At 71.0% G+C, this 17682-nt stretch carries 22 protein-coding genes; 9 read left to right on the forward strand and 13 right to left on the reverse strand.

The features are described from left to right. Positions 1–10: 10 nt before the first annotated feature. Positions 11–427 carry an ATP-binding protein gene (locus tag ACLJQF_RS11035; protein ID WP_410608158.1) on the forward strand — a complete coding sequence of 139 codons (417 nt, stop codon included), beginning with the start codon at positions 11–13 and terminating at the stop codon, positions 425–427. A gap of 35 nt (positions 428–462) precedes the next feature. On the opposite strand, the gene ACLJQF_RS11040 is transcribed toward ACLJQF_RS11035, so the two are convergent. Beyond that, positions 463–855 (reverse strand): STAS domain-containing protein, encoded by a 393-nt coding sequence (locus ACLJQF_RS11040; RefSeq protein WP_410608159.1) that lies wholly within the window; start codon positions 853–855, stop codon positions 463–465. Between the two features lie 344 nt (positions 856–1199). Then, positions 1200–1415, reverse strand: a complete 216-nt coding sequence (locus ACLJQF_RS11045) for a hypothetical protein (RefSeq protein ID WP_410608160.1) — start codon at positions 1413–1415, stop codon at positions 1200–1202. Positions 1416–1745: 330 nt separating this feature from the next. On the opposite strand from ACLJQF_RS11045, the gene ACLJQF_RS11050 reads away from it, so the two are divergent. Then, positions 1746–2924 (forward strand): N(5)-(carboxyethyl)ornithine synthase, encoded by a 1179-nt coding sequence (locus ACLJQF_RS11050; RefSeq protein ID WP_410608161.1) that lies wholly within the window; start codon positions 1746–1748, stop codon positions 2922–2924. On the opposite strand, the gene ACLJQF_RS11055 is transcribed toward ACLJQF_RS11050, so the two are convergent. Beyond that, positions 2899–4359: a GAF domain-containing sensor histidine kinase gene (locus tag ACLJQF_RS11055; protein ID WP_410608162.1), complete on the reverse strand. Its 1461-nt coding sequence runs from the start codon at positions 4357–4359 to the stop codon at positions 2899–2901. The genes ACLJQF_RS11050 and ACLJQF_RS11055 overlap by 26 nt on opposite strands. A gap of 171 nt (positions 4360–4530) precedes the next feature. On the opposite strand from ACLJQF_RS11055, the gene ACLJQF_RS11060 reads away from it, so the two are divergent. After that, positions 4531–5397: a hypothetical protein gene (locus ACLJQF_RS11060; RefSeq protein WP_410608163.1), complete on the forward strand. Its 867-nt coding sequence runs from the start codon at positions 4531–4533 to the stop codon at positions 5395–5397. Here the strand turns inward: ACLJQF_RS11060 and ACLJQF_RS11065 are convergent. Beyond that, on the reverse strand, positions 5394–6074 hold the full coding sequence (locus ACLJQF_RS11065) for a response regulator (protein ID WP_410608164.1): 681 nt from the start codon (positions 6072–6074) through the stop codon (positions 5394–5396). The genes ACLJQF_RS11060 and ACLJQF_RS11065 overlap by 4 nt on opposite strands. A 94-nt stretch (positions 6075–6168) precedes the next feature. After that, positions 6169–6333, reverse strand: coding sequence for a hypothetical protein (locus tag ACLJQF_RS11070; RefSeq protein ID WP_410608165.1), 165 nt, complete (start codon positions 6331–6333; stop codon positions 6169–6171). 17 nt (positions 6334–6350) lie between these two features. Here ACLJQF_RS11070 and ACLJQF_RS11075 point away from each other — a divergent pair, with 17 nt between their 5' ends. After that, positions 6351–6989 (forward strand): hypothetical protein, encoded by a 639-nt coding sequence (locus ACLJQF_RS11075; RefSeq protein WP_410608166.1) that lies wholly within the window; start codon positions 6351–6353, stop codon positions 6987–6989. A gap of 22 nt (positions 6990–7011) precedes the next feature. Here ACLJQF_RS11075 and ACLJQF_RS11080 read toward each other — a convergent pair whose 3' ends face one another. Together ACLJQF_RS11080 and ACLJQF_RS11085 are read right to left on the reverse strand one after the other, a co-directional pair. Continuing rightward, complete coding sequence (locus ACLJQF_RS11080; RefSeq protein ID WP_410608167.1) at positions 7012–7668, reverse strand: phosphoribosyltransferase; 657 nt, start codon at positions 7666–7668, stop codon at positions 7012–7014. 221 nt (positions 7669–7889) lie between these two features. Then, positions 7890–8855, reverse strand: a complete 966-nt coding sequence (locus ACLJQF_RS11085; protein ID WP_410608168.1) for an acyl-CoA desaturase — start codon at positions 8853–8855, stop codon at positions 7890–7892. Positions 8856–9098: 243 nt separating this feature from the next. Here ACLJQF_RS11085 and ACLJQF_RS11090 point away from each other — a divergent pair, with 243 nt between their 5' ends. The 3 genes from ACLJQF_RS11090 to ACLJQF_RS11100 all read left to right on the forward strand — a co-directional run bounded on the left by ACLJQF_RS11090 (position 9099) and on the right by ACLJQF_RS11100 (position 10643). After that, positions 9099–9896, forward strand: coding sequence for a GAF and ANTAR domain-containing protein (locus tag ACLJQF_RS11090; protein ID WP_410608169.1), 798 nt, complete (start codon positions 9099–9101; stop codon positions 9894–9896). A 140-nt stretch (positions 9897–10036) separates the two neighbouring features. Further along, the gene (locus ACLJQF_RS11095; RefSeq protein ID WP_410608170.1) at positions 10037–10171 is read left to right on the forward strand and encodes a hypothetical protein; all 135 of its coding nucleotides are present in this window, start codon (positions 10037–10039) and stop codon (positions 10169–10171) included. Positions 10172–10208: 37 nt separating this feature from the next. Next, positions 10209–10643, forward strand: coding sequence for a DUF6292 family protein (locus tag ACLJQF_RS11100; protein WP_410608171.1), 435 nt, complete (start codon positions 10209–10211; stop codon positions 10641–10643). 12 nt (positions 10644–10655) lie between these two features. Here the strand turns inward: ACLJQF_RS11100 and ACLJQF_RS11105 are convergent, their stop codons facing one another. The 4 genes from ACLJQF_RS11105 to ACLJQF_RS11120 all read right to left on the reverse strand — a co-directional run bounded on the left by ACLJQF_RS11105 (position 10656) and on the right by ACLJQF_RS11120 (position 13597). Further along, positions 10656–11651 (reverse strand): putative zinc-binding metallopeptidase, encoded by a 996-nt coding sequence (locus ACLJQF_RS11105; protein WP_410608172.1) that lies wholly within the window; start codon positions 11649–11651, stop codon positions 10656–10658. 127 nt (positions 11652–11778) lie between these two features. Beyond that, positions 11779–12132, reverse strand: coding sequence for an arsenate reductase ArsC (locus ACLJQF_RS11110; protein WP_410608378.1), 354 nt, complete (start codon positions 12130–12132; stop codon positions 11779–11781). A gap of 44 nt (positions 12133–12176) precedes the next feature. After that, positions 12177–13238 carry an ACR3 family arsenite efflux transporter gene (gene arsB / locus ACLJQF_RS11115; RefSeq protein WP_410608173.1) on the reverse strand — a complete coding sequence of 354 codons (1062 nt, stop codon included), beginning with the start codon at positions 13236–13238 and terminating at the stop codon, positions 12177–12179. After that, the gene (locus tag ACLJQF_RS11120) at positions 13235–13597 is read right to left on the reverse strand and encodes an ArsR/SmtB family transcription factor (RefSeq protein WP_285992580.1); all 363 of its coding nucleotides are present in this window, start codon (positions 13595–13597) and stop codon (positions 13235–13237) included. The genes arsB and ACLJQF_RS11120 overlap by 4 nt, the downstream gene beginning before the upstream one ends. Before the next feature lie 83 nt (positions 13598–13680). Here ACLJQF_RS11120 and ACLJQF_RS11125 point away from each other — a divergent pair, with 83 nt between their 5' ends. Next, positions 13681–14151, forward strand: a complete 471-nt coding sequence (locus tag ACLJQF_RS11125; protein ID WP_410608174.1) for an ArsI/CadI family heavy metal resistance metalloenzyme — start codon at positions 13681–13683, stop codon at positions 14149–14151. Between the two features lie 45 nt (positions 14152–14196). On the opposite strand, the gene ACLJQF_RS11130 is transcribed toward ACLJQF_RS11125, so the two are convergent. Continuing rightward, entirely contained in the window at positions 14197–15408 is a 1212-nt protein-coding gene (locus ACLJQF_RS11130; protein ID WP_410608175.1) for a GNAT family N-acetyltransferase, read from the reverse strand. Further along, the gene (locus ACLJQF_RS11135; protein WP_410608176.1) at positions 15405–15737 is read right to left on the reverse strand and encodes an ArsR/SmtB family transcription factor; all 333 of its coding nucleotides are present in this window, start codon (positions 15735–15737) and stop codon (positions 15405–15407) included. The genes ACLJQF_RS11130 and ACLJQF_RS11135 overlap by 4 nt, the downstream gene beginning before the upstream one ends. A 255-nt stretch (positions 15738–15992) precedes the next feature. On the opposite strand from ACLJQF_RS11135, the gene ACLJQF_RS11140 reads away from it, so the two are divergent. Next, a complete protein-coding gene (locus tag ACLJQF_RS11140; protein WP_410608177.1) occupies positions 15993–17567 on the forward strand; it encodes a molybdopterin-dependent oxidoreductase in 1575 nt (524 codons plus the stop codon). Positions 17568–17682: the final 115 nt, after the last annotated feature.

Below are 17682 nucleotides of genomic sequence, written 5' to 3' on the forward strand. Positions count from 1 at the left end.
GAGCCGCACGGTGCTCGTCACATGGAGTACATACGGTCAGGACGGCTGGCAGGTCCTGGAGCTGGCCGGCACGACCCCCTCGGCCCTGACCGCCGCCCGTCGATGGATCGAGGGCCGACTGACTACATTGAGTGAAAACGATCGCCTCGACACGGTGATGGTCGCCGAAGAACTACTGGAGAACGCCTACCGGCACGCCGATGGACCGGATCAGCTTCGGATCCACCACGCACACGACCCGTGCAAGGTCACGGTGGCGGTCGCCGACGTCGGTGCCGGCGAGCCACGGATCCGCGTTCCCGACCACAGCGGCGGCCGCGGACTGCTGGTCGTCGATCAAGTGTGTGCCGAGTGGGGGGCGAGCGCCCACGATGACGGCAAGCTCGTCTGGGGACGCGTCGACTGCGATGATCCCGACAGTTCGTAGCCGGACCTGGGAATTCAGCGGATGTCCTGCCCCGCTCAGCCGGGCAGAAACGCCAGCCAGGCGAGCGCGTCGGCGGTGCTGCTGTGAAGCGGTAAGGCCTGGTTGAGGCCGAGCACGTCGATCGGGCGCCGCAACGGCCGGCCCCGGCCGCAGATCGCGAACGGCACTCCGGCGATGACAGCGTCGGCCGTCGCGTCGAGCAACACGGTGAGCCCGCGCGCGGCGCAGAACGTGAGCTCGGTGGCGTCGATCAGCAGCGCCCGCGGACTCGAGCGAAGTTCCTGGTTGATGAGTGCGGCGAAGCGGCCGGCGACGGCGAGGTCGACCTCGCCGGCGACCGCGACCACGGTCGACTCGGCTGTCCTGGTGACGGTGAACGACGCGGTCTGCGCGTGCGCTGATCCGTTGCGGGGCAAGGGAAGAAACATCGGTGGCATGACGGCTCGGCTCTCGGCTCACTGGTGAGGCCAAACCGCCCGTGCTCCAGTCCAGTCCCACGCCGGCCCCTCGGTGAAAGGGGCTGCGGGTGTGGTGCAACGGCTCTGTCCTGAACCGCTCCACCACAACGGTACGACCGATGAGCAAACGATGCAGCGCCGTCTCGAAGATGTTTGATGCGCACCCAGCTGCCCTGAGCGATCACAGGGAGAATCGATCGCGGCGACCTGGCACGGCTTTGCCCGGCAGGAGAAGGACTGTGCAGTTCAGGCCGCCGACCCGCAATCCGGTCCCCTGGTCGCTTCGGGAAAGCACTCGTGCCGAAGGACCGATGTCACCGGCGGGCGCGGCGGCCGGACGGGTCGTGCGCCCACTTGCCGGGTGCGGCAGGCCGGCGGCGCGGAGAGCGTTCGGCCTCGTCTTCGGCGGCGGGGGCCGGGCTGTACACCGGCTGGCGGAACAAGCCGCCGTACCGGCTCTCCTGGGGTGCGGTGAGCGTTCCGGGGCGGGATTGCTCCGCGATGGGATGGCTGAACAACGAGCTGTCCATGGTGGGAGTACTGATGGGAAATCCTTTCGTGCAACGCCGCCGGAGGGGCGACGTCAGGCAGGCAAGCGGCAAGGGCCGGCGAGTCACCGATGCGGGGTCACCAGTCGACGAGCCCGGGCGTGAGCTTCAGCGCGGCCGCACTTCGGTGAGAGTGGTTTTCGGGCCCGACGACATGTCGGTGCTCCCGTCCCCGGCTACTGGCAGCACCGGATTTGGGCCGAGGACGGCGCAGGTTCGACCACTTGCGCACGAAATGCTCTCGGACAGCACCCAGCGTACACGACGGCTGCGCTGGGTGTGTTAAGACTGGGTTCTAGCAAAGGGGCCCTCGTGGACCAGCTCAGTCTCGGCGTCGTCGCGCGTTCCCGCAAGGAGAACGAACGGCGGCTACCGATCCACCCGCACCACCTCGACCGGATCGACGCCGATCTCCGGGACCGCATCTACCTCGAACACGGCTACGGCGAACCTTTCGGTGTGCCGGACGAACACCTGGCGCGTGCGGTCGCGGGGCTGCGCACGCGGGAGCAGCTGATCGCCGAGTGCGACGTCGTCCTGCTGGCCAAACCGCTGCGGGAAGACGTCGCCGAATTGCGGCCCGGCCAGGTGCTGTGGGGGTGGCCGCACTGCGTGCAGGACGCCGAGCTGACCCAGCTGGCGATCGACCGGCGGCTGACCGTGATCGCCTTCGAGGCGATGAACCACTGGCGGCGCGACGGCTCGTTCGAGCTGCACGTCTTCCACAAGAACAACGAACTGGCCGGCTACTGCTCGGTCCTGCACGCCCTGCAGCTGATGGGCTCGACCGGCGACTACGGTCGCCGGCTGCGGGCGGTCGTGATCGGCTTCGGCGCGACCGCGCGCGGCTCGGTGACCGCGCTGAACGCCCACGGGATCCACGACGTCGAAGTCCTCACCGCCCGCGGCCTCAGCGCGGTCGGGTCGCCGATCCACTCCGCGACGATGGTGCACTTCGACCACGACAAGAACAACCCGGGCGATCCTCGGCGCAGCCACGCGCACACCGGTCACGGCCGGGTGCCGCTGGCCGGGTTCCTCGCCGAGCACGACATCGTCGTCAACTGCGTGCTGCAGGACACCGATGCGCCGCTGACCTTCCTCATCGAGGACGACGTCGCCGCGTTCCGCCCCGGCAGCCTCGTCGTCGACGTCTCCTGCGACGAAGGCATGGGCTTCAGCTGGGCCCGGCCCACGACGTTCGCCCGGCCGACCTTCCCGGTCGGCGACGGCATCACCTACTACGCCGTCGACCACAGCCCGTCCTACTTGTGGAACTCCGCGACCTGGGAGATCAGCGAAGCCCTGCTCCCCCACCTGCGTCCAGTCCTTTCCGGACACTCCACATGGGACGACAACGAGACCGTGCGACGGGCCATCGAGATCCAGGACGGCGTCGTCCGCAACCCCGCGATCCTGTCCTTCCAGGACCGTGCACCGGACTACCCGCACCACTCCCGGCGGCTCACGGCACCGGGACCGTCCACCTGAGACAGGTGCCGCCGCCGTCCGGGCGTTCGAGCCGCAACGAACCGCCCGCTTCCGCGGCACGCTGCTCGAGGTTGCGCAGCCCGCTGCGCGCCACGGCTTCCGGTATCCCGATCCCGGTGTCGGAGACCTCGACCATCAGATCGTCGTCCAGGGACACGGTGACCGCCAGCTCCGCCGCACGCGCGTGCCTCAGGACGTTGCTGACCGCTTCGCGCACCACCGCCTCGGCGTGTTCGGCCAGCCCGGCGGGCACCCGGTCGAACGCTCCCGACAGCCGGACCGTGGTGCGGATGGCGGAGTCGGCGCATCCGTCGGTGATCGCGTTCTGCAGGCGTGCCCGCAGGCCACGGCCGGCTCCCGGCCGGCCGTGCAGGGCGAAGATCGCGCTGCGGATCTCTTCGATGACGTCCTGGAGCTGGTCGATGTGCTGGGTGAGCCGGGCGGTGACCGCGGGCGAGTCCGCCCGGCGGCGGGTGCCCTCGATTCCCATGCCGACCGCGAACAGCCGCTGGATGACGTGATCGTGCAGGTCGCGGGCGATCCGGTCGCGGTCCACCGCCACGTCCAGCTCGCGGCGGGCGGTCTGGCTTTCGGCGTCCCTCAGCGCCAGCGCGGCTTGGTCGGCGAAGGCGGACACGAGCTGCAGTTCGTGCTCGTCGAACAGCGCCGCGCCGGGAGCGCGGATCGCCACGAGCACGCCCGCGGTGGACTCGCCGGAGCGCAACCGCACCGCGAGCGCCGGCCCGAGGTCTACGCCGAGGCCGTAGGCCAGGTTCGGCACGCTGCGCGGGACGTGGTCGCGCAGCACCGCTCCCGAGGTCGACCCGTCGAGCGGGATCCGGCGGCCGGTCAGCACCTCGGCGTCGGGGCCGGCGCACACCGTGACGGCCAGCGCCCCACCGGGTGACACGGGCAGCGCGATGAGGGCGTCGTCGGCGCCGGTCAGCTCGGCGGCCCGGGTCGCCACCAGGCGCAGCACCTCGTGGACCTCGGTGCCGCCCAGCAGTTCGGCGGAGATCTCCCCGGTGGCTTCCAGCCACCGCTGCCTGCTCCGGCTCTCCTCGTAGAGCCGCGCGTTGTCCACCGCGATCCCGGCCGCCGCCGCCAGCGCGTCGATCGCCCGTTCGTCGTCGGCGGTGAACGGCTGCTCGCCGCCGAGGCACAGCCGGCCGAGGACCACGCCCCGAACCAGGAGCGGGACGTCGAGGACGGCCGGCACCGGGGTGGCGTCGTCGACGCCGGTCACAGCGAACCCGGTGGTCCGGCCGTCCTCGTCGAGCAGGGCCAGTGCGCCGTACCGGGCGCCGACCAGGCCGGTGGCGGCGACGACGATCCGGTGCAGCGTGGTCTCGAGCTCCAGACCGGCGGAGAAGGCGAGGACGGCCGCCGGCAACGCGTCCATCCGATCCCGGCCCGACGTCGTTTCCGCGGGCATGCCTCCACAGTGACACAACTGCCCGGCCCGCGGCGGGATCCCGGCGTACACCGAACCGGTTCGCAACCGGCGACCTTCGCCGCCGGGTGAAGGTCGTTCGGCACTTGGCCGGGCCGCCGCCCCGGGCGAACGGTGGAGAACAGCCAGGAGTCCAGGAGTTCGGAGCCGTCCATGAAGACCGGTGTCATGCCCGTCGGGCACCTCAGCGCCACCCAGATGCGATCCGTGCTCCTCGCGGCCACCGCGCCGCCACCCCTGCGAAACGCGCGGCCGTGGCGGTTCCAGTGCACACCGGACGCCGTCGAGCTGTACGCCGATTCGCTGACCACCGACACCGACAGCCGGCACCGGGAACGGCTCCTGGACTGCGGAGCCGCCCTGCTGAACCTCCGGCTGGCGATCAAGGCGCAGAACAGCCACGCCGATACGCGCCTGTTCCCCACCGCGGATCGGCCCGACCTGCTCGCCGTCGTGCGACCGAACGGCTACGAGACGATCGCCCCGCACGACCGGGAACTCGTGGCGGCCATCGCCGACCGGCAGAGCAACCGGCGCCCGTTCACCGCCGCCGTCGTCCCCGACGCGGTGCAGCGGCAGCTCCGGCGGGCAGCCGAAGTGGAACGCGCCTGGCTGGCCACCATCACCGACGACCAGGTGCCCCAGCTGCGCGACATCATGCACCGCACCGAAACCCCGCCGGCGACACCCGGGCCCGGCGGCGGAGCCGACCTCGACATCGAACCCGGCCGGCTGGTCGTGGTCATCGGCTCGCTGCACGACACCGCCGTCGGCCGGCTCCAGGCCGGCCAGGCCCTGCAGCGGGTCCTTCTCACCGCTACCGCCGCCGGGCTGTCGGCGACGCTCTCCACACAGGCGATGGCGATTCCGGCGACCCGGCGTGACCTGCGCCGGCTGCTCGGCGGCGGGCTCTGGCCGCAGATCATGCTGCGCCTCGGCCACGGCACCGCTGTGCCGTCCGTGGCGCAGCCGGAGCTCGAGGACGTCGTGATCAGCGACGCCCACCCGTTCGGCCGTTAACCGCCCGGACGCCGCTGCGCGCCGTGGATCCCGGTGACCAGGACCGCCGCCTGCGACCGCCGCTCCAGCCCGAGCTTCGCCAGCAGGCGGGACACGTAGTTCTTGACGGTCTTCTCGGCCAGGAACATCCGCTCGGCGATCTGCCGGTTCGTCAAGCTCTCCCCCAGCAGGTCCAGCAGCACCAGCTCCTGCTCGCTCAACCCCGCCAGCGGACCCGGTGCCCCGGTCTTCGCACGCAGTTCGGCCACCAGGGCGGTGACCGCCCGGCCGTCCAGCAGCGTCTCACCCGACCCCACCCGGCGAATCGCGTCGACCAGCTGCAGCCCCTTCACATCCTTGATCACATACCCCTCGGCACCGGCCAGGACCGCGTCGACCATGGAATCCGCGTCGGTGAAGGAGGTCAGCATCAGGCACCGCAGACCGGGCAGCGCCTCGCGCAGGTCGTGGCACAACTGCACGCCGCTGCCGTCGGGGAGCCGGACATCCAGCACCGCCACGTCCGGGCGCAGCGCGGGCACCCTGGCCAGGGCTTCGGCCACCGACGAAGCCTGCCCGACGACGATCAGGCCGGGTTCGTCGCCGACGAGTTCGGCGACGCCGCGCCGTACGAGTTCGTGGTCGTCGACCAGGAAGACCGTGATGACGGGCAGAGCGCGCTGCGGGCTGTCATCCACCGCTCCAGGCTACGCCCGCCGCGCCGAACGACCCCCGGACAAGGGTCCCGCGACTCTAGGCCGCGCGGCGCGGGCGGGCCGTCACCGCCGAGAATCAGGCGGGAGGCGGCGGTGGCGTGGCGGCGAGGCGGGCGTGCAGGCGTTCCCGGACCTCGTCCGGGGTGTAGGCCCGGCGCCGTCGTTCCTGACGCGCGATCACCACCCCGGTCGCGGCGACCCCGACCAGCCCGGCCAGTCCCACTGTCTTCCACCAGCGCATCAGCCTAGGCTACAGCCGTGCCGGGGACCGAGCTCGATCTCGACGAAGCCGTGGCCATGACGCGCACCGGCGACCTGTGGCTGTTCCGGGGCCGGTCCGCGGCCGACCGCACGATCCGCGTCGTCACGAACAGCCCGGTCAACCACGTCGGCATGGCCGTGGTGATCGAGGACCTGCCGCCGCTGATGTGGCACGCGGAGCTGGGGCGGAGCCTGCCGGACGTGTGGACGGGAACCCACCACCGCGGCGCCCAGCTGCACGACCTGCGCCAAGCCGTGCTCGTCTGGACCGAGCGATACCACCAGCAGGTCTGGCTGCGCCAGCTCGACCACCCGATCACCGCGGACCTGGAAGACGCCGCCCTGCGCACGATCGCGCGGCTCGACGGCACACCGTTCCCCTCCACCGCGCGCCTCGCGTCCCGGTGGCTCGGCGGACGGCTGCCGTCCAGGAAGCGGGACGCCGCCCGGGACACCGGCCTCGAGTCCGGTTACTGCGCCGAGATCGTCGCGCTGACCTACGAAGCCATGGGCCTGCTGCCGCCGGGCCGCCGGCCGAACTGGTACGACCCGGGCCGCTTCTGGAGCGGCGACCACCTCGACCTGACCAGCGGCGCCACCCTGAGTGCCGAAATCGCCGTGCGCCTGCCGGACTGAACTCGGTGGCCCATCGTGGACGTCACCGGCGGACCTCGTCCGGCAGGCGGGGTTCGCGGTGCAGCAGTTCGAGCGCCTCCGTGCCGTCCACCGCCGGGAACTTCCGGTAGCTGTTGCGGACCGCGTGCAGCCAGGGCAGCGGACGCAGGCAGACGAACTGGTCGACCTCGCGGGCGAGCCGATCGAGGACCGGTGCCTGGGCGACCGGGACCGCGAGCACGATCCGGCGCACCTGGCGGGCGCGCAGGACACCGACAGCCGTGTGCGCGGTCATGCCGCTGGCGGCCCCGTCATCGACGAGCACAACCGTGCGGCCCGCGATCGGCACCGGCGCGACGTCGCGCCGGTAGACGGCGACCTGCCGGGCCAAGCCGCCCCGCGCCCCGTCGGCGAGCCGGGTGAGCCCGTCCGCCGAGATGTCGAACCGGCGGATCGCGCCGTGGTCCCAGACGACCAAGCCGCCCTCACCGACGGCACCGAGCAGCACCGGTGGCGGCCCGGCGGCCTCGATCCGGGAGGTGAGCAGGATGTCCAGCGGCGCCCCGAGGACGTCGGCGACCTCGGCGGCCACCACGAGCCCGCCCTCGGACAGCCCGAGGACCACGGCGCGGTCGCCGCGCAGCTGGCGCAATCGCAGCGCCAGTCGCTCGCCCGCCTCCCGGCGATCACGGAACCGCATGGCGCACTCCTGCCGTCGGAAGCCGGTCGGCCGTCTCCCAGCATGACCGGATCACGTCCGCGGGCGTGAGGGCCGTTGGTCACCACAAGCGGACCGTTCGGCACCTTTCACTCCGGAGTCCACAAAGGATTGCTCAGCGCGGGCGGCGCACCCCCGGCGAGGGCGGGTGCGGTCCTGACCTGCTCCCGGGTGCTGCCTGTCCGATGTCTCGCCGCTCCGGCTTACCGAAACCAGCGGGGGACTGCCGGGTAGCCGGGGTTGAGCTTGCGGGCCAGGCGTTCGGGCTTGGGCCAGCGGACCTCGGTGGCCCAGCCGAGCTTTTCGAAGAGCCAGATCAGGCGCGCGGACATGTCGAGCTGGCCGCGGCGGACGCCGTGGCGGGCGCCGGTGGGGTCGGCGTGGTGGGAGTTGTGCCAGGACTCGCCCATGGACGCGATGGCCAGCGGCCAGAAGTTCGCGGACTTGTCGCGAGCTGCATAGGGGCGCTCGCCGATCAGGTGACACAGGGAGTTCACCGACCAGGTGACGTGGTGCAGCACCGCCACCCGCACCAGGCTCGCCCAGAAGAACGCGGTGATCGCGCCCCACCAGGACATCGTCACCAGCCCGCCGATCAGCGCGGGGCTGAGCAGGGTGAGGACGGTCAGCGCCGGGAACCAGCGGTCGATCCGGGCGATGTCGCGGTCGGCGAGCAGATCGGGAGCGAAACGCTGCGCGTTGGTCTTCTCCCGGTCGAACAACCAGCCCAGGTGGGCATACCAGAAGCCCTTGGCCAGGGCGGCGGCGGACGTGCCGTAGCGCCACGGCGAATGCGGGTCGCCGTCGCGGTCGGCGTAGGCGTGGTGGCGGCGGTGGTCGGCGACCCAGCCGATCACCGGGCCCTGCATGGCCATGCTGCCGGTGAGAGCGAGCGCGATCCGCAGCCCGCGGTTCGCCTTGAACGCGCCGTGGGTGAAGTAGCGGTGGAACCCGATGGTGACACCGAGGCCGGTCAGGAAGTAGAACCCGACGGCCAGGCCGAGGTCGAGCCAGCCGAGGCCCCAGCCCCACGCGACGGGCACCGCCGCGGCCAACGCCAGCAGCGGCACGACCGCGAACAGCTTGACCAGGAAGGTTTCGGTGCCCGACTTTTCGCCCGCCAGCATCGGCTCCGCGGCTTGGGGTGGACGTGGCAGCGTTTGCGTCATGTCGATCGCTCTTTCCGTGACGTACCTGTCCGCCGGGGTCTGGGGCGATCGAGTTCCGGATAGCCCGCTGACTGCGGTCTAAACCCGGGGGACGGTGGAGGCTGCCGAGAGATCTCGGCGCACCGCTTCGTTGCGCCACGCAAGCGCGACGGCTCGTAGCGGCTCGGCGCCCCCGCGGACTACGTTGGTCGTCGCGATGGTTGAGAACGCAGCCGTCTTCCGCAGCAACCCAGGGAGACCGGCGTGGACACCGAGCAGGATTGGCAACGTGACAAGGACGTGTTCGTCGCGAACGACGGGCCCGACCGGCTCGCCCCCGGGCCCCTGGCCCGGCAGTTCGCCCAGCTAACGAGCAGCCTGCTCGCCGCTCCGACCCTGGAAGACGTGCTCCAGCGCGTCCTCGACGCCACCACGGTAATGGTCCCGGCCGCCGACCTCGCCAGCTTCACCCTGCTCGACGCCGACGGCCACTTCCACACCCCCGCCGAAACCGACGAGGTCGCCACCGAACTCGACCGGCTGCAGTACCGGTTCCGGGAAGGCCCCTGCGTCGAAGCCGCCACCCCCGGCGGCCCCGCCGTGGCGATCGCCCCGGAGCTCGCAACCGAACCGCGCTGGCCCCGGTGGGCGCCGGCCGCCGCCGAACTCGGCATGGGCTCCGTCGTGTCCACCGCCCTCATCAGCGGACCGCCCACCGGCGAGTCCAGCGGCGCCCTCAACGTCTACTCCCGGTCCCGGCACGGGCTCGACGCCGCCGACCGCGATGTCCTGCTGCTGCTGGCCACCCACGCCTCCCTCGCCGTGGCCACCACCGACGCCGTCACCCGAGCGGAGCTCCAGGCGGCCCACCTGCGAAAAGCCATCGACAGCCGCGACGTGATCGGGCAGGCGAAAGGCATCATCATGGCCCGCCGGGGCGTCGACGCGGAAACCGCGTTCGACGTCCTTCGGCGGACGTCCCAGAGCCTCAACGTCAAGCTGGCCGAACTCGCCCGGACGCTCGCCGGCCGCCACACCGAGATCGACCTGCCCGCCCGCTGAGCGTCCTGCGGTGCGCGCAACCGCGCGAAGGAGCTGAGCGCCCGCCGCCTCGGCCCATCGCGGGCAGATTCCCCGATCGGCCCCATCCAGGCCCCGCTGTGCGGCGAATGCAGTGCGGTGGACCGGAGGGAAGCGACGGCGTGATCGTGAACGAACTGGTGCTCTGCGCGCACCCGGACGATCGTTTCGGCGCGGTGCTGCGCTCCGGTGCGTTGATCATCCCCGTGGCCGACGACGACCCCCGGCCCGCGGTGGTGCGCGAGGGCGAACCGTAGGCGGCACGCCCGTCGGCAGTCCTCTAGCGTGGCGGGCATGGAGCACCCCGAATCCGACACCCGGACCCTCGAACGCGGCCTGGCGCAGTACGTCCGGGCGGTCGCGAGCGCGGTCGGCGTCCCGGTCGAAAGCACCACGGTGGAGATCAGCGACACCGCCACCGCCTACCTCGGGTTGCCCCGGCGCTGGCTCGACCGGCCCGACCACGACGTCATGCTGGTGTGGAGTGAACGGCGAGGCTGGTCGCTCGCCGTGGAAACGGAGCCCACTGCCGCTCCGGAAGTCATCGCGCACCACGGCGGCGAGGACCTCGTGCCGACGCCGGCCGTGGTCGCGCGGTTCGTCGCCGACGCGGCCGCCGGACAGCACCTCGGCCCGGCGAATCCAGTCGCCGTGACCACGGCGACACGCACGTCGCTGACCCGGCAGCTGCGACCTTACCTCGGCTCCGAACCGGAATCGCCGGCCTGACTTCCCCGGGCGCTACGCGTTTTCCGTGACGAGCTCGTCGGCGAACCGCAGTTTCGCCTGCACTGCCGGGGAAAACGCGAACGGGTACAGGTCGGCTTTGCCCATGCTGCGGTTGAGCTGGTTGACCGCGCGCGACAGGGGGATCCAGGTCGCGACAAGCGCGTCGAAACTGCCACCACTCTCCTCGGGCACGGCGTCGACCGGGCTGCCGGGGTGCGGCGCGATCGGTGTTCCGGCGACGAGGACACCGAACGACGCGGCCGTCTGGACGGTGTCGCGGATGTGCAGCAGGTGAGCGAACGTCTCGGCCCAGTCCTCCCACGGGTGAGCGGCCGCGTAGTGGCTGACGTGGCTTTCGTTCCAGTCCGCGTCCGGTGCGGTCGCATAGTGCTCGGCCAGCGCCTGCCGGTAGTCGGCGCGCTCGTCACCGAAGAGGCTCCGGAACCGTTCGAGCACCGGACGGCCGGCGATGAGCCGATCCCAGTACCAGTGGCCGATTTCGTGCCGGAAGTGACCGAGCAACGTGCGGTACGGCTCCGCCAGCCGCACCCGCAGCTCTTCGCGGTAGCCGTCGTCGCCTTCGGCGAGGTCGATCGTGACGACCCCGGCGGCGTGCCCGGTGGTCACCGGCTGCTCGGCGCTGGACAGCAGGTCGAACGCCAGGCCGTGCTCAGGGTCGTCGGTGCGGGACACCACCGCGAGGCCGAGGTCGTCGAGCTGGTGGACCAGCCGCCGCTTGGCGGCCTCGGCGGCGCGGAACGCCGGACGGGCCCGGTCGTCCTCGTCGTGCGGGCGGGTCCGGGTCAACGCGCAGCAGCCGCACAGCGGGCCGCCGGCGGCGACCCAGTTGCAGCCGGCAAGCTCGGCGTTGGCGCACGCCACGGCTTCGGCCGCTCTGGTCATCGACCGGGTCGCGCGGTCGTAGGCGACACCGGTCCCGCACACCACGCACTCGGAGTTTTCGAAGAACAACAGGTTGGCGCATTCCGGGCAGGTGAACGTGCGCACCGCCGGCTCCTTCGTGCTCGAGCGCTTTTCGCGCGGTCCGGTTGTTCCGGGTCATGACGTCGGTGACGGCTGACGGAACCTGAGACTAGGGGACGGGCCTTTCGGCGGCAGGATCAAGCCACCACGGTCAGGCTCCGGCCGCCAAGAGTTCGGCGAGCAGTTCACGCACCCGGCGGTCGATCTCGTCGCGGATCGGCCGCACGGCGTCGACGTCCTGGCCCGCGGGGTCCTCGAGCTGCCAGTCGAGGTACCGCTTGCCGGGGAAGATCGGGCAGGCGTCGCCGCAGCCCATCGTGATGACGACGTCGGAGGCCTCGACCGCGTCCGTCGTCAGCTTCTTCGGGACCTCGCGGGAGAGGTCGAGCCCCAGTTCGGCCATCGCCTCGCGGACGGCGGGGTTGATGGTGCCGGCCGGCGCGGAGCCGGCCGACCGGACCTCGACCGCGCCCTGGGCGTGGTGGGCCAGCAGGGCGGCGGCCATCTGGGACCGGCCCGCGTTGTGCACGCAGACGAAGAGGACTTCAGTCACCGAGGGCTCCTTGCGAAGCGGGGGCGGAGGGCGAGGGAGACGTAGACGAGGGCGACGAGCACGGGGACTTCGATCAGCGGCCCGACGACGCCGGCGAGCGCTTGGCCGCTCGTGGCCCCGAACGTCGCGATGGCCACGGCGATGGCGAGTTCGAAGTTGTTGCCCGCGGCGGTGAAGGCGAGCGTGGTCGTGCGTTCGTAGCTCAGCCCCATGGCCTTGCCGAGCGCGTAGGACCCGGCCCACATCAGCCCGAAGTAGAGCAGCAACGGCACGGCGATCCGGGCGACGTCCAGCGGCCGGCCGGTGATCTGCTCGCCCTGCAAGGCGAAGAGGACGACGATCGTGAACAGCAGCCCGTAAAGCGCGACCGGGCCGATCTTCGGCAGGAACTCCGACTCGTACCCATCCCGGCCCTTGCCCCGCTCGCCGAACCGGCGCGTCAGGTAGCCGGCCACCAGCGGGATACCGAGGAAGATCAGCACGCTCTTGGCGATCTGCCAGCCGGACACGGCGAGGTCCGCTCGCGGGAGGCCAAGCCAGCCGGGCAGCACGGAGAGGTAGAACCAGCCGAGCAGCCCGAAGGCGAGCACCTGGAACACGGAGTTCAGCGCGACGAGCACGGCGGCGGCTTCGCGGTCGCCGCCGGCGAGGTCGTTCCAGATGATGACCATGGCGATGCAGCGGGCGAGGCCGACGATGATCAGCCCGGTCCGGTACTCCGGCAAGTCCGGCAGGAGCAGCCAGGCGAGGGCGAACATGAGCGAGGGGCCGATGATCCAGTTCAGGACCAGGGCCGGCCACAGCAGCCGCCGATCGCGGGTGAAAGTGCCGAGCCGGTCGTAGCGGACCTTCGCCAGCACCGGGTACATCATGACCAGCAGCCCCAGCGCGATCGGCAGCGAGATCCCGTCCACCTCGACCGCGGACAGCGCGGTGTTCAAGCCAGGGATCCAGCGGCCGGCGAGCAGCCCGGCGACCATGGCGACCGCGATCCAGGCCGGCAGCAACTTGTCCGTGACGGACAGGCGAGGTGCCGTCCTGGTGTCGGCCGCGGTCACGCCGTGACTGCTTCGCCGGTGGTGGTGAGCACCGCCGACAGCCGCGCCAGCACCTCGGGGTGCACGCGGTAGTAGATCCAGGTGCCGCGCCGGTCCCCGGTGATGAGCCCGGATTCGCGCAGCACCTTCAGGTGGTGGGAGATGGTCGGGCCGGTCAGGTCGAAGGCGTCGGTCAGATCGCAGACGCACGCCTCGCCGCCCGCGTGGGAGGCGATCAGGGACAGTAAGCGCAGCCGGACCGGGTCCGCCATCGCCTTGAACAGGTGCGAAAGCTCGACCGCCTGGTCCTGCGTCAGCGGCTCCCGAGCCAAGGGCGCACAGCAGGCGTCCATCGCGACGAGCGGCAGTTGCTTCGACATGCCTCTATATTGACAGATTTGCATATAGAGGGCAATCTAACTTCGCCTAGTTAGACAACCATCTATCCAAGGAGGCGGCAAGGATGTCCAGGGTGCAACTGGCGCTGAGGGTCGGCGACCTCGCGGGCTCGATCGACTTCTACTCGAAGCTGTTCGGCACCGAACCGGCCAAGCTCCGGCCGGGCTACGCGAACTTCGCCGTCGAGGAGCCGGCACTGAAGCTGGTCCTGCTCGAAGGCGAGCCCGGCCAGGAAACAGTGATGGACCACCTCGGCGTCGAGGTCGAGTCGACCGACCAGGTCAACGCGGCGACCCGGCGACTCACCGGCGAGGGCCTGGAGACGCTCACCGAGGACGACACCACCTGCTGCTACGCGGTGCAGGACAAGGTGTGGGTGCACGGGCCCGGCAAGGAGCCGTGGGAGGTCTACACGGTGAAGGGCGACTCGGCGTCCTACGGCAGCGACAGCGCGGCGCTGGTCACCCCGGCGACGTGCTGCACGGCGGACGCCGAAACCGGTGCGACGGCCAAGCCGGCGGACTGCTGCAATTGAGGTCCGGAGCCGGTGCGCGATCGAGGGGCGCACCGGCTCGCCTTCCTACGAGCCGACGCTGGTGCTGCGGCGTTCGATCATGACGACGTCGCGCCAGACGCCGTGATGCCGGCCGACGCGTTCGCGAACACCGATCTCCCGGAAGCCCGCGTGGCGGTGCAGTTCCCGGCTCACCGTGTTCTCGGGGAACACGCCGCTCTGGATCGTCCAGATCCCCGCGCTCTCGGTCGAGGCGATCAACGCAGTCAGCAGGGCTCGCCCGGCTCCGCGGCCACGCGCCTCGGGATCGACGTAAACGCCGTGCTCTACGACCCCTTCGTAGACGCACCGCGAAGACACGGAGGTGATCGCGACCCAGCCGATGACCCGTCCCGCCGGATCGAGTGCGACGAGCCGGTGGTCCGGGAGATGGGCGGCGTCCCAGGTCTTCCAGTCCGGCGCGGCGGTCTCGAAACTCGCGTGGCCGGTGTCGAGCCCGGCCTGGTAGATCGCCAGCACCTGATCCGCGTGCTCAGCCGTCATCGCCGCGACCTCGACCGGTTTGCGGGCGCGGATGATCGCGGAGTGGAGCTTGTCGCCGACCTCGTGGGTCAGCTCGATCTCGATGTCGGCGAGGCCGGCTTCGCGCAGCAGCGTCCGATAGCGGTCGACGGTGAGCGCGCCGCCAAGGCACTCGACCGCACCGGCGCGCGCCACGCGTTCGGCATCGGTGAGGGTGTCGTCGGCGAGGATGTCGGTGACACCGAGGCGCCCACCGGCGCGCAGGACACGGGCGATGCCGGCGAAGACGGCCGGCTTGTCGGGCGAGAGCGCGATGACGCAGTTGGAGATGACGACGTCGACCGAGGCGTCCGGCAGCGGGATCTGCTCGATGGTGCCCTTGCGGAACTCGACGTTGGTCACGCCGGCCTGCTCGGCGTGCCGGCGAGCGAGGGTGAGCATCTCGTCGGTCATGTCCAGGCCGATGGCCTTGCCGTCCGGCCCGACGCGGCGGGCGGAGAGCAGGACGTCCAGCCCGCCGCCGGAGCCGAGGTCGAGCACGGACTCACCGGGCTTCAGCTCGGCGACCGCGAGGGGGTTGCCGCAGCCAAGGCTGGTCTTGGTCACCTCGACCGGGATTTCCGCGCCCGCATAGTGGACGGCTCCGAGCCGGTCGGCATCCTGGTCGCTGGTCAGCAGGCCGGTTCCCTCGCCGGCCAGGGCTCGCCGGGCGGCAGCGGCGTAGCGGTCGCGGACGGCGTCGCGGTCGGGATTCATCGGGCCCCCTCATCGGTGGTTTCGGCGAACGAGCGGACCCCGCGGCCCATGACGACGTCCGCAGCGCTCGGGAAGCAGGAGACGCACTCCTTGTTGACCCGGTAGAGCCGAGCGGTCCCCCGCGGCTCGACCAGCACGAACCCGGTATCGGCGAGCACCTTGAGGTGCGCGGAGACGGTCGACTGGCCCACACTGACCTGCTCGACGATCTCCCCCACCGTCATCGGGCCGCCGGTTTCGGCGAGCAGGTTGAGGATCTGCACCCGCGTCGGGTCGGCGAGCGTGCGGAACCACTCGGCGTAGGTCTTGGCAGTCTCCCGGTCCAGCACGGCGACTCCTTTCATCGCTGATCGACGATAGACGATGAATGCGGTTCAGGAAAGGGCGCAGCGGTCGAGTGCGGAAGCAGCGCGTCGACCGTCGCCGCCCGCACATCCGGGCAGCCAATCTGTCCACAATGGATCGGGGAAGGCGCCGTGAGATCGCTGCCGGTGCGCCCGTATCGCTTCCCTTCTGTCACCCGATCGGGGTGGGCCGGATCCGGCACGACCAATACTTCGGCAGCGCCGCATCGAATCCCCGTTATGACTGCCACCGAGCTCGACGCCCCGGAAGCTCCGCCGCGGGCCCGGCTGCGATTCTTCGCGGCCGCGTTCACCGGCGTCCTCGCGCTGGCCGCCGCACTGGCGGCCGGGCACCTGGTGGCCGGATTAATCAGCGTCAACGCCTCGCCCTACCTCGCGGTCGGCAACGGCGCCATCGACCTCACCCCGGTCGAACTGAAAGACTTCGCCGTCCGCACCTTCGGCACCTACGACAAGCTGGTACTGCTGGGCAGCATGGCCGTGGTCATGGTCGGGGCCGCCGCGCTCGCGGGCGTCCTTTCGCGACGGTCGCCGGCGCCGGGCACCGTGCTCATCGCCCTGTTCGGCCTCATCGGTGCCTTCGCCGTGTTCGAACGACCCGACCTGAGCCTGGTGGCGCTGCTCGCGCCGATCGCCAGCCTGGTTGTGGGCATCATAGTGTTCCTGCTGCTGCACCGGATCGCACCGCGCGCATGGCGGGAGCCGGACACCGGCGAGGAGTCCGGCACGTCACGGCGGGCGTTCCTGCTCGGCGGCGCCGGCGTAGTCGTCGGCGCCGGCGCGGCGGGCCTCGGCGGCCGGCTGATCAGCTCCTCCCGCGACGCCACCGCGTCCCGGGACGCGGTCGGCAGGCTGATCCCGGCACGCACCGCCCCGACGATCCCGGCCGACGCCGACTTCGCCAAGCTCGGCACCCCGCCGTTCCTCACCCCGAACAACAAATTCTACCGCGTCGACACCGCGCTGTCGGTGCCGCAGGTGCGCACCGAAGACTGGAGCCTGCGCCTGCACGGCATGGTCGAGCGCGAAATCCGGTACAGGTACGACGACATCCGCAACCGGCCACTGGTCGAGCGCACGGTCACGATGACCTGCGTGTCCAACGAAGTCGGCGGCGACTACGTGTCCACGTCGAACTTCATCGGCGTCGACCTGGCCGACCTGCTCGCCGAAGCCGGCGTGAAATCCGGCGCCGAGCAGCTGTTCTGCACCAGCGTCGACGGCTGGACCTCCGGCACACCGGTCGCCGCGGCGCAAGACCGCGGCCGCGGCGCGATGCTCGCGATCGGGATGAACGGCGAACCACTGCCGCTGGAACACGGGTTCCCGGCGCGGCTGGTCACGCCCGGGCTCTTCGGATACGTCTCGGCGACGAAATGGATCGTGGACATCGAAGTCACGACGTGGGCCGCGCGCCAGGCGTACTGGCTCAAGCGCGGCTGGAGCCAGGAAGCACCGATCAAAACCGAGTCCCGCATCGACTCCCACCGCGGCTTCGCGAACGTCCGACAGGGAAAGGTGCGCGTGGCAGGGGTCGCGTGGGCTCAGCACACGGGTATCGAGAAGGTCGAAGTCCGCGTCGATCAGGGCCCGTGGCAAGAAACCACGCTGTCGCAGGAGGTCACCCTGAACACGTGGCGGATGTGGTGGACCGAAGTGGCCATCCCGGCCGGGGTGCACCAGGTGTTCTGCCGGGCCACCGACAAGTCCGGGTACACCCAGACCGACCAGCGGGCGGGCACCGTGCCCGACGGCGCGACCGGGTGGCACAACGTCACGTTCACCGCAGCCTGAAAATTTCTTTCCCGATCGGCCAATCCGGTCTGACCGCGGCCGCCGCGCTCACCCTCACCGCGTGCGGCAGCTGCGACACGAGCGACACCCTGACCGCGAGCCACAGTCCAGCGAC

Source organism: Amycolatopsis sp. lyj-109, from assembly GCF_046548995.1.
Lineage (GTDB): Bacteria > Actinomycetota > Actinomycetes > Mycobacteriales > Pseudonocardiaceae > Amycolatopsis.

Excerpts from the sequence above, each read along its gene's own strand:
- ACLJQF_RS11040 (WP_410608159.1), bottom strand. The coding sequence starts at position 855 with ATGTTTCTTCCCTTGCCCCGCAACGGATCAGCGCACGCGCAGACCGCG.
- ACLJQF_RS11045 (WP_410608160.1), bottom strand. The coding sequence starts at position 1,415 with ATGGACAGCTCGTTGTTCAGCCATCCCATCGCGGAGCAATCCCGCCCC.
- ACLJQF_RS11055 (WP_410608162.1), bottom strand. The coding sequence starts at position 4,359 with ATGCCCGCGGAAACGACGTCGGGCCGGGATCGGATGGACGCGTTGCCG.
- ACLJQF_RS11060 (WP_410608163.1), top strand. The coding sequence starts at position 4,531 with ATGAAGACCGGTGTCATGCCCGTCGGGCACCTCAGCGCCACCCAGATG.
- ACLJQF_RS11070 (WP_410608165.1), bottom strand. The coding sequence starts at position 6,333 with ATGCGCTGGTGGAAGACAGTGGGACTGGCCGGGCTGGTCGGGGTCGCC.
- ACLJQF_RS11080 (WP_410608167.1), bottom strand. The coding sequence starts at position 7,668 with ATGCGGTTCCGTGATCGCCGGGAGGCGGGCGAGCGACTGGCGCTGCGA.
- ACLJQF_RS11085 (WP_410608168.1), bottom strand. The coding sequence starts at position 8,855 with ATGACGCAAACGCTGCCACGTCCACCCCAAGCCGCGGAGCCGATGCTG.
- ACLJQF_RS11100 (WP_410608171.1), top strand. The coding sequence starts at position 10,209 with ATGGAGCACCCCGAATCCGACACCCGGACCCTCGAACGCGGCCTGGCG.
- ACLJQF_RS11110 (WP_410608378.1), bottom strand. The coding sequence starts at position 12,132 with ATGGCCGCCGCCCTGCTGGCCCACCACGCCCAGGGCGCGGTCGAGGTC.
- ACLJQF_RS11120 (WP_285992580.1), bottom strand. The coding sequence starts at position 13,597 with ATGTCGAAGCAACTGCCGCTCGTCGCGATGGACGCCTGCTGTGCGCCC.
- ACLJQF_RS11125 (WP_410608174.1), top strand. The coding sequence starts at position 13,681 with ATGTCCAGGGTGCAACTGGCGCTGAGGGTCGGCGACCTCGCGGGCTCG.
- ACLJQF_RS11130 (WP_410608175.1), bottom strand. The coding sequence starts at position 15,408 with ATGAATCCCGACCGCGACGCCGTCCGCGACCGCTACGCCGCTGCCGCC.
- ACLJQF_RS11140 (WP_410608177.1), top strand. The coding sequence starts at position 15,993 with ATGACTGCCACCGAGCTCGACGCCCCGGAAGCTCCGCCGCGGGCCCGG.